Below are 8,358 nucleotides of genomic sequence, written 5' to 3'. Positions count from 1 at the left end.
CCTCATCCTAACTGGAAAAGTGTCTTTCGGAAGCCGACAACCTCTGAAGAACACAACAAAAAAACACCGCCCAGCCCTGCGCACGCAGCGGTCCAAACGGTGTTTTCAAATCCATTAATGTGTTTTCGCCTTTAACGATTCGATATATTGATAGGCCTCGTCAATTTCCGACTCCGTATAGCGCTGGCTTGCCTTTAACGTAAAGACCTTGTTGGTCACTTCTTCTTTTGAAAGATTATCAAAATATAAAACCGTCGAAACCAACTCCAAGAATCTAGCATTCTGCTCATTCATGTCAACCAGGCAATCCTGTAAAAACGGCATCTCAACCTCATTCAAACTCAAAAACTCTTTCCCCGGCTCCGTTAGAGTGTAGCGGTATTGGTAATACCCGCCCTTTTTCTCCTTCACCTCATCGAGAAATCCCATATTGCATAGCTCCTCAACCCGTAATGTCAATTCCTCTGAGTAGGGGCCATAAAAATGAAACTGGAACCGCTCCTGAAAGGGAAATGCCACCTTTTTCGCAATATATATCATCTTTTGCAGCTTCTTCCGTCCGATAATCTCACCGGAAACCATAACCGCCTGCATCAGTTTCGCATGATCATTTAACAACGTTCGTCATCTCCTACTCCATCTCAACAGATCATTATTGGGTGTCAGGCACCAATCGTGCTATAACTCTAAAAGAGCACGGATTTGCCTCTTCACATTCTTTTTAACCGAGTCATCAAGAAGAAAATCAGCGGGGTAATAGAGCTTGTGATCCGTCCTTCTTTTCCCCGAAATCGCATCCACAATCTCAGATTCTCGAGAAAGTTCCTTCAATTCCCCATTATTCATCAGCAAATGAATCGGGAGCCGCTCCTCCTCTTCACCGGGACGATAGAAATCATACGGAAGATCTGACGAGGAATCGACCACCAAATAGTATTCAGGATCCAGCCCTGCCTTTTTGAATAATGAACCTAGTTCAGCGAGCTTCTTGTATTCTTTCGCTGGGTCAAATTCAGCAAATTTGAATAGATTGCGATTGACAAACCGCCGGCAGAGATCGCTTAAAACAGGGTCTGTTTCTTCCTGCCAAATTTGAAAATAATATAAAATCACTGATTCATCTAATTTTAAATAGTCTTCTAAGGTTACTTTTTCAGTGAAAATGGAGGTAAAGTGGATCGGTTCATACTTAAAAGAATAGTTTTCCTCAAACAACTGCTTGGCGCGGTGGAGGATTTTTGTCAAGATAACCTCTGCACTGCGCGACACTGGATGGAAATAAACCTGCCAATACATCTGGTAGCGACTCATAATATAATCTTCAACCGCATGCATGCCGCTCTTCTTAATCACCACCTGATCTTCACGAGGGCGCATTACCCTAAGGATGCGTTCCATATCAAACTGACCGTAGCTGACGCCGGTAAAATAGGCATCGCGCTGCAAATAATCCATCCGGTCGGCATCAATTTGACTGGAAATCATACTGACGACGAGCTTTTTCTCCGATGTTTTTGCGATCACTTCGGCTACTTTTGCAGGAAAATCAGGACCTACCCGCAAGAGAACCTTATTTACCTCTGTGTTTCCCAAAATGATCTTCCGGGTAAACTCCTCATGATCGAAATCAAATACTTTTTCAAAAGAATGGGAGAATGGACCATGTCCAAGGTCGTGAAGCAAGGCCGCACATAGGGTTAGCAAGCGATCGTCATCATTCCACTCCGGTCTCCCCGCAAACACATCATCAATGATACGGCGGACAATTTCATAGACACCTAGAGAATGGTTGAAGCGGCTGTGTTCTGCACCGTGAAAGGTTAAAAATGTCGTTCCGAGCTGTTTGATGCGGCGCAAGCGCTGAAACTCTTTTGTTCCGATTAAATCCCAGATGGCCAGGTCACGTACGTGGACGTAGCGATGGACGGGGTCTTTAAACACTTTTTCTTCACTAAGTTTTTCCGTCGAATATGTCATAGACTTCCCTCTTCCTCGTAAACTTGCTCCTGGCGCTTAAGAGCTTCATGCCCGTTGCATTGATAATTTCTATTATATCCCAAAAACCACCCTATTTTCAGCAAAATTCTACACGATTTTTCGACATGAACGGGAAAAATAAATCACCTGAGTTCATGGGACCGAGGTGACTATTTTATCTTCTTATTCACTTTTTCCATTAATTCCTCTTCTGTTAATGCCGCGACGGGGCGGTTATTAACGAAGGCGAAGGTCTTTTTCCGGCCAGGCCCGCAATAGGATTGGCAGCCAATTTTAACTTCGGCATCCGGATCGAGTTCTTTCAACCGAGGGATCAATGTCTTTAAATTCACGGCCTGACAATCATCGCAAACGCGAAATTCATTGGACATGTAAGACAACCCTTTCTTTGGTTACAATCTATATCTATATTTTATCCAGCTTGGATAGCTTAAAACATCCGATTAACTCCTCTGGTATTTTACATTTTCTTGCTTTCGAATGCAAGTTGCAATCTTTACTAAACTCGTTAAAAAAATCTACTATCCTTGCAACCATTTTGGTATAAAGGTTCTTAAACTTGTCCATCCTAAGACTAGAACTTTTAAAAACTCGTCAAGAAGCAATGACGGGTTCATCCAAAAACGAGACAAGGGAGTTGAACATATGAAAGTTCGTCAAGATGCATGGACAGATGAAAATGATTTACTTTTAGCCGAAACTGTTCTAAGGCATGTAAGAGAAGGAAGCACGCAGCTAAATGCATTTGAAGAGGTAGGCGATAAACTAAATCGTACTTCTGCGGCGTGTGGGTTCAGATGGAATGCCGTCGTCCGCCACCGCTACGAAAAAGCATTGCAATTAGCGAAAAAGCAACGAAAACAAAGACAAAGAGTGTTAGGAAAAGAGCAAGGCGGCAAGAAAAAGCTGCTATATAGTCCACCGCTCGCATCTCCAGCGGAGTTTGATCCATTACAAGTGGAGATGCCGCTAGAAACGACTTTTGACATGCCAGATATGACGGCAGAGATGGCGGAGGAAACATATGTAAATCCTGCTGCTTCGTTACAATCACAAGAGCCCGTTCAAGCACAGCCACAGGTTCAAAGACCAGTCCAAACGTACCGCCCAGCAAATACCGGAGGACTTTCGCTTGATTCCGTCATTACTTACTTGCAAAACTTTCATCATGCCAATCTGCAAAATGAAGCATTAAAAAGTGAGAATGAAAGATTAAAAAGAGAACTGGCAGAATTAAGACGACAAAATAAAGAAATGGCTGCGAAAATCGAAGGTCTAGAGCAAAATACTGAGACCATTCAAGAAGATTACGAGACCTTAATGAAGATCATGAACCGCGCCCGCAAGCTTGTTTTATTTGAAGAAGAAGAAAGACCAGCTACTAAATTCAAAATGGACCGAAATGGGAATTTAGAGAAAGTAGCTGAGTAAAAGAAAAGCGGAAGCGCCTAGCTTAGGGAAAAAAGTAGTTCATTTTTTCTAGGGGCGACAGGCATAAGACGAGCCGGCATGAAGGTTGCTTTTTTAACCTTCAGGACGGATTGAATTAAATGTGGAGGCGACTGTCCTGGGACGAAGGCATAAGACGCACCCTGCAAGAAGGCGCTTTTTACCTTCTTCAGGGGGGGCTTATGACTCGAGTCCCAAGGAGCCGAAACTAGATAAGCTTATGACCCCGAGCCCTTAGGTGCTGTAGCTAGACAGTAAATTGATTGAAAGCATGGGAGAAGAGCATAAGCGCAACATCTCTTTGAAAAAAAGCCGTAAATCCACTCCAATGGGATTTGCGGCTTTTTACATGGCGGCGATTCTTTCATTGCGATCGATTACCCGCTGATAATAACCTGGAAATAGCTCCAGTTCGTACTCGTTTAATGGGCCGGCATATAATAGCTCGCTACTCTCCTTTAACTGGTTTAATAGACGAAACATCACGTCGGAGATGGTGAGCTCCGTCCCGAGCATTTCCGCGAGCGAGGCCATGACTTCGGGGACAATTTCCGGATAAGCAAATTTGGTCTCTTCATCTTGTTTTGCTAGTTTGTAAAATTCCTTTACTAGCTCGGCCCGTTGCGCGCCACTGCCATTCACACATAGATAAATCTGAACAGCAACCCCTCTTTTAAGGCGGCGTTGGGAGATACCGGCAAACTTTTTCCCTGCAATGCTCAGGTCGTAACTTCCCGGGCAATAAGAACCGACAATTTCCCGCGCCTCAATCTCGTGCGGAAAATCCGCAAACATATTCTGTATGAGCTGCCACATCGCCTCATAGCCACGATTAATATCGATTCCTTTTTCCGCTTCAGGAAAAATTAATGAAAGATTGAGGACCCCTTCATCGAGGACGACAGCGAGACCGCCGGAGTTTCTGACAATTGTTTGATAGCCTTGCGCCTGCAGGAAGTCAATCCCTGCTTGTAAAAATGGCAATTTGGTATCCTGGATGCCGAGGACGATGGTATTATGATGAACCCATGTTCTCGCTGTGGCAGGTGCTTGACCCGACCCGACTGAGGCACAGAGGGTATCATCGGTTCCAAACGATTGCAACGCTTGAAAATGAATGCCCGCCGCTGATTGATCAATGATTCGCCATTGCGGCTGACGCAGTAATCCTTCCATTTGGGTGACTCCTTACTGAATTGATAGGATTTTTACTAGAAATTATACAGATTTCGGTAGTTATTATACAAAGTATAATACTTTATTTACGAAAATCATGATAATTTTACAAAGTGCCAGAATTATAATGCATTTTTTGAAAAATAAAACCAAAACAGGCCAGTCCACCACAACAATGGACCGGCCCTCCCAAACTCTTATATTCCTTGTGCTGCCGTAATTAACGCCAGCTTGTAGACGTCTTCTTCATTACAGCCGCGTGATAAATCATTTACCGGCGCATTTAAGCCCTGCAGGATCGGTCCAACGGCTTCAAAGTTGCCTAAACGCTGTGCAATTTTGTAGCCGATGTTGCCTGCTTCAAGGCTAGGGAAAATAAAGACGTTGGCATCACCTTGAAGCGGTGAGTCTGGTGCCTTACTTTTTGCCACTGATGGAACAAAGGCTGCATCAAACTGGAATTCTCCGTCTAACACAAGGGATGGGTCACGACGCTTCGCTTCTGCCACAGCCCCAGCCACTCGTTCCGTTTCAGGCGACTTTGCCGAACCCTTCGTCGAAAAGCTGAGCATCGCAATGCGCGGTTCCATATCAAACATATGAGCTGTTTTCGCACTTTCAATGGCAATTTCGGCTAAGTCATTGCTGTCCGGTGCAATATTAATCGCACAATCGGCGAACACATACTTTTCATCCTCACGAACCATGATGAATACACCAGACGTTTTCTTCACGCCTTCTTTTGTCTTAATGATCTGCAAGGCAGGGCGCACTGTATCCGCAGTGGAGTGAACTGCACCGCTGACAAGGCCGTGTGCTTTATTTAAATAAACAAGCATCGTGCCAAAGTAGTTTCCATCAAGCAAAATTTTGCGTGCATCCTCTTCGGTTGCTTTCCCTTTGCGGCGGTCAACAAAGGCAGATACAAGCTCGTCCATGCCCGCATAGCTAGCAGGATCATAAATTTCTGCATCATCTAAGGAAACACCAAGCTCTGCTGCTTTCGCCTGCACTTGCTCGATATTGCCAATCAAAATCGGTGTCATTAATTTTTCCGCTGCCAAACGGCCTGCAGCTCTGACAATCCGCTCGTCTAATCCTTCTGGAAAAACAATTCTTAAATCACGACCAGAAATTTTTTGCTTTAATCCTTCAAATAAATCACTCACAACTAAATCCTCCCTTAATAAACCTACTTAATTAGCATACTTAACCTTTTTTAAATTTCAATGATAACACTCACAGATAAACGTTTTCATAAAAAAGTTTATGTTTTCAAAAAATTGCACTCTAGGTTTTACTATTTACTTTTTTCATTAAAAATATCCATTGGTTTGTTTAGGAAGGTTTATTCGCGCGCCACTGGGTCAAACTATGTTATAGTAAAGATTGTCAATAAGAAGAATGATTATTTAGGAGTGATTATAATGAGTGAAGCAGCAGTAACGCTTGATGGCTGGTATTGCCTCCATGATTTCCGTACCGTTGATTGGACAACTTGGAAAATGCTCCCTAGTGATGAGCGCCAAGCCGCCATCCATGAGTTTTTAAGTCTAGTTGAGAAGTGGAATGCCACACAGGAACGTAAAGAAGGCAGCCATGCTTTATATACAATTGTTGGTCAAAAAGCAGATTTTATGATGATGATTCTGCGTCCAACTATGGAAGAACTGAACCAAATTGAAACCGAATTCAATAAAACAAGATTGGCTGAATTCACAGTACCTGCCCATTCTTACGTGTCGGTTGTGGAGCTAAGTAACTATTTACCTGCGGGTGAGGACCCATACCAAAATCCACAAATTTTAGCCCGTTTATATCCAACATTGCCGAAAGCAAAGCATGTCTGCTTCTATCCAATGGATAAGCGCCGCCAGGGTAACGATAACTGGTACATGCTGCCGATGGAAGAGCGCCGTGGTTTAATGCGCAGCCATGGAATGATTGGTCGTACATATGCTGGAAAAGTAAAGCAAATCATCACTGGTTCTGTTGGCTTTGACGATTATGAATGGGGCGTAACCCTGTTTGCCGACGAAGTCCTTCAATTTAAAAAGCTTGTTTATGAAATGCGTTTTGATGAAGTTAGTGCTAGATACGGAGAATTCGGCTCGTTCTTTGTTGGTAACATCTTAGAGGAAGAACGTGTGGCTAGTTTCCTTCATGTGTAAATGTTAAATTTGGGCTGTTGATTTTCGTTCCAGGCACTTCGCGGTCCAGGAACCTCCTCGGTACTAGCGCCTGCGGGGTCTCACTTGATGCGCTTTTCCCGCAGGAGTCTCGCGCCTGGAACGTAGATTAACTTTAACATTCAAAAAGTCTCCAGCTTCGGCTGGGGACTTTTTTTGCTGTTTCTCCCTTATTAGCTAGTCATATTCCTCTCCTTGTGCTCATACTATTTAAACAGCGAGTCTTAGAAAAAACTCCACTACTCTCAAAAGCAAAAAAGTTTATTTTCCCCCATTGGAACATATTTGGGAGGAAGGGAGTATGAATAGTTTGTTGGGCCACTCGTTTTATTCACTTTTTAGGAGGGAAAAAGATGAATCAATACTACAATCCACAGGGATTTCAGCCTTATCCCGGAGACGCGGGGCAACAGCAGCGAACCCAAGGGATGCCTGGGGCCGGGCAAAGTTTTTATCCAGCACCTGGAGCACAAGGATTCCCACAATCTCCACCAGCCTTTTCCGGGTCAGCAGCAGGCGCGCCTGCTGGGATGGCTCCAGGCCAGCTGCCAATTGAGCAGTCCTACATCGAAAATATTTTACGCTTAAATAAAGGGAAAATGGCCAGTGTGTTTGCCACCTTCGAAGGCAATAGTCAATGGAATGCGAAAGAATTTAAAGGGATTATTGAAGCGGCAGGAAGAGACCATGTGATCTTAAGCGACCCACAAGTCGGGACCCGTTGGCTTATCCCAATGGTTGCTGTCGATTACATTCAATTTCCAGAAGAAATCGAGTATGAATATCCATATGGCAGTGCTCCGCCAGTAGCTACTTACCCGCCAAGATAAACGATTTAAAGAAAACACCAATTGACCATCAATTGGTGTTTATTTTTTAGATGTATAAAAAAGACATTGGGAGCACCCCCCAATGCCTTCCTTTCGATTACAGATGTTTCACCGCTCCGACTATCATTAGGATCCATGCGGCTAAGAAACAGACCCCGCCAATCGGAGTGATCGCCCCTAGAATGCCTATCTTAGTTAAGCTAAGCACATACAGACTGCCACTGAATAAAATAATTCCCGCCAGCATGAGCCATCCGGACCAGGTGAATTGCGGGCTGGCAGCTGCAACCTTGCCAATTAGGAGACCCACTACCAAAATCCCGATTGCGTGGAACATTTGATAGGTAACACCCGTTTTCCAAATATCCAAATAATGTGCATCTAGTTTATCTTTTAATCCATGGGCACCAAAGGCCCCAAGTGCAACCGCCATAAAGGCGTTGATGGCACCAACAATAATAAATGCTTTCATGTAAAATCTCTCCCTACTGTTATAGTCTAGCTACAGCGCCAAGCCCCTCGAGGTCATAAGCCAATCACATCAGAAGGCAAAAAGCGCCTTCTAAAACGCTCGTCTTAAGCTGGTCGGGGCTGAGACTGGCGCTTTCGCTTTTTTATTAAGGCTCTTTTCGTAAACTTTGTTGCTTTTGAATTTAATGTGGGACATTTACCAAGTTTCTAGGTAATTTTCGCAAATGTTCTTACGAAAAGATGCC

The 8,358-nt window shown here is 43.9% G+C and carries 9 protein-coding genes; 3 read left to right on the top strand and 6 right to left on the bottom strand.

Translation table 11 applies throughout. The annotated features are described in order from the left end of the window. Nucleotides 1-114: 114 nt before the first annotated feature. The 3 genes from V7137_RS00720 to V7137_RS00710 form a co-directional block, all read right to left on the bottom strand. The gene (locus tag V7137_RS00720; RefSeq protein WP_335455686.1) at nt 115-618 is read right to left on the bottom strand and encodes a YwgA family protein; all 504 of its coding nucleotides are present in this window, start codon (nt 616-618) and stop codon (nt 115-117) included. 60 nt (nt 619-678) lie between these two features. Continuing rightward, on the bottom strand, nt 679-1,977 hold the full coding sequence (locus V7137_RS00715) for an HD domain-containing protein (RefSeq protein WP_335455683.1): 1,299 nt from the start codon (nt 1,975-1,977) through the stop codon (nt 679-681). A gap of 170 nt (nt 1,978-2,147) precedes the next feature. Further along, entirely contained in the window at nt 2,148-2,369 is a 222-nt protein-coding gene (locus V7137_RS00710) for a DUF1450 domain-containing protein (RefSeq protein ID WP_066248771.1), read from the bottom strand. Between the two features lie 274 nt (nt 2,370-2,643). On the opposite strand from V7137_RS00710, the gene V7137_RS00705 reads away from it, so the two are divergent. Further along, nucleotides 2,644-3,429 (top strand): RsfA family transcriptional regulator, encoded by a 786-nt coding sequence (locus V7137_RS00705; RefSeq protein WP_335455680.1) that lies wholly within the window; start codon nt 2,644-2,646, stop codon nt 3,427-3,429. 363 nt (nt 3,430-3,792) lie between these two features. Here the strand turns inward: V7137_RS00705 and V7137_RS00700 are convergent, their stop codons facing one another. After that, nucleotides 3,793-4,623: a lipoate--protein ligase family protein gene (locus V7137_RS00700; RefSeq protein WP_335455677.1), complete on the bottom strand. Its 831-nt coding sequence runs from the start codon at nt 4,621-4,623 to the stop codon at nt 3,793-3,795. Between the two features lie 197 nt (nt 4,624-4,820). Continuing rightward, nucleotides 4,821-5,792, bottom strand: coding sequence for a phosphate acetyltransferase (gene pta / locus V7137_RS00695; RefSeq protein WP_335455674.1), 972 nt, complete (start codon nt 5,790-5,792; stop codon nt 4,821-4,823). 258 nt (nt 5,793-6,050) lie between these two features. Here pta and hemQ point away from each other — a divergent pair, with 258 nt between their 5' ends. Both hemQ and gerQ read left to right on the top strand, forming a co-directional pair. Continuing rightward, nucleotides 6,051-6,794, top strand: a complete 744-nt coding sequence (gene hemQ / locus V7137_RS00690; protein ID WP_335455670.1) for a hydrogen peroxide-dependent heme synthase — start codon at nt 6,051-6,053, stop codon at nt 6,792-6,794. A gap of 371 nt (nt 6,795-7,165) precedes the next feature. Then, the gene (gene gerQ / locus V7137_RS00685) at nt 7,166-7,642 is read left to right on the top strand and encodes a spore coat protein GerQ (protein WP_335455667.1); all 477 of its coding nucleotides are present in this window, start codon (nt 7,166-7,168) and stop codon (nt 7,640-7,642) included. A 97-nt stretch (nt 7,643-7,739) separates the two neighbouring features. Here the strand turns inward: gerQ and V7137_RS00680 are convergent, their stop codons facing one another. Further along, the gene (locus V7137_RS00680) at nt 7,740-8,114 is read right to left on the bottom strand and encodes a DUF423 domain-containing protein (RefSeq protein WP_335455664.1); all 375 of its coding nucleotides are present in this window, start codon (nt 8,112-8,114) and stop codon (nt 7,740-7,742) included. Between the last annotated feature and the right edge of the window lie 244 nt (nt 8,115-8,358).

The sequence above is a fragment of the Neobacillus drentensis genome (genome assembly GCF_036962765.1).
GTDB classification, from domain to species: domain Bacteria; phylum Bacillota; class Bacilli; order Bacillales; family Cytobacillaceae; genus Neobacillus; species Neobacillus drentensis_C.
This window is presented reverse-complemented; position numbering and strand designations above follow the sequence as displayed.

Excerpts from the sequence above, each read along its gene's own strand:
- V7137_RS00715 (WP_335455683.1), bottom strand. The coding sequence starts at position 1,977 with ATGACATATTCGACGGAAAAACTTAGTGAAGAAAAAGTGTTTAAAGAC.
- V7137_RS00710 (WP_066248771.1), bottom strand. The coding sequence starts at position 2,369 with ATGTCCAATGAATTTCGCGTTTGCGATGATTGTCAGGCCGTGAATTTA.
- V7137_RS00705 (WP_335455680.1), top strand. The coding sequence starts at position 2,644 with ATGAAAGTTCGTCAAGATGCATGGACAGATGAAAATGATTTACTTTTA.
- V7137_RS00700 (WP_335455677.1), bottom strand. The coding sequence starts at position 4,623 with ATGGAAGGATTACTGCGTCAGCCGCAATGGCGAATCATTGATCAATCA.
- hemQ (WP_335455670.1), top strand. The coding sequence starts at position 6,051 with ATGAGTGAAGCAGCAGTAACGCTTGATGGCTGGTATTGCCTCCATGAT.
- gerQ (WP_335455667.1), top strand. The coding sequence starts at position 7,166 with ATGAATCAATACTACAATCCACAGGGATTTCAGCCTTATCCCGGAGAC.
- V7137_RS00680 (WP_335455664.1), bottom strand. The coding sequence starts at position 8,114 with ATGAAAGCATTTATTATTGTTGGTGCCATCAACGCCTTTATGGCGGTT.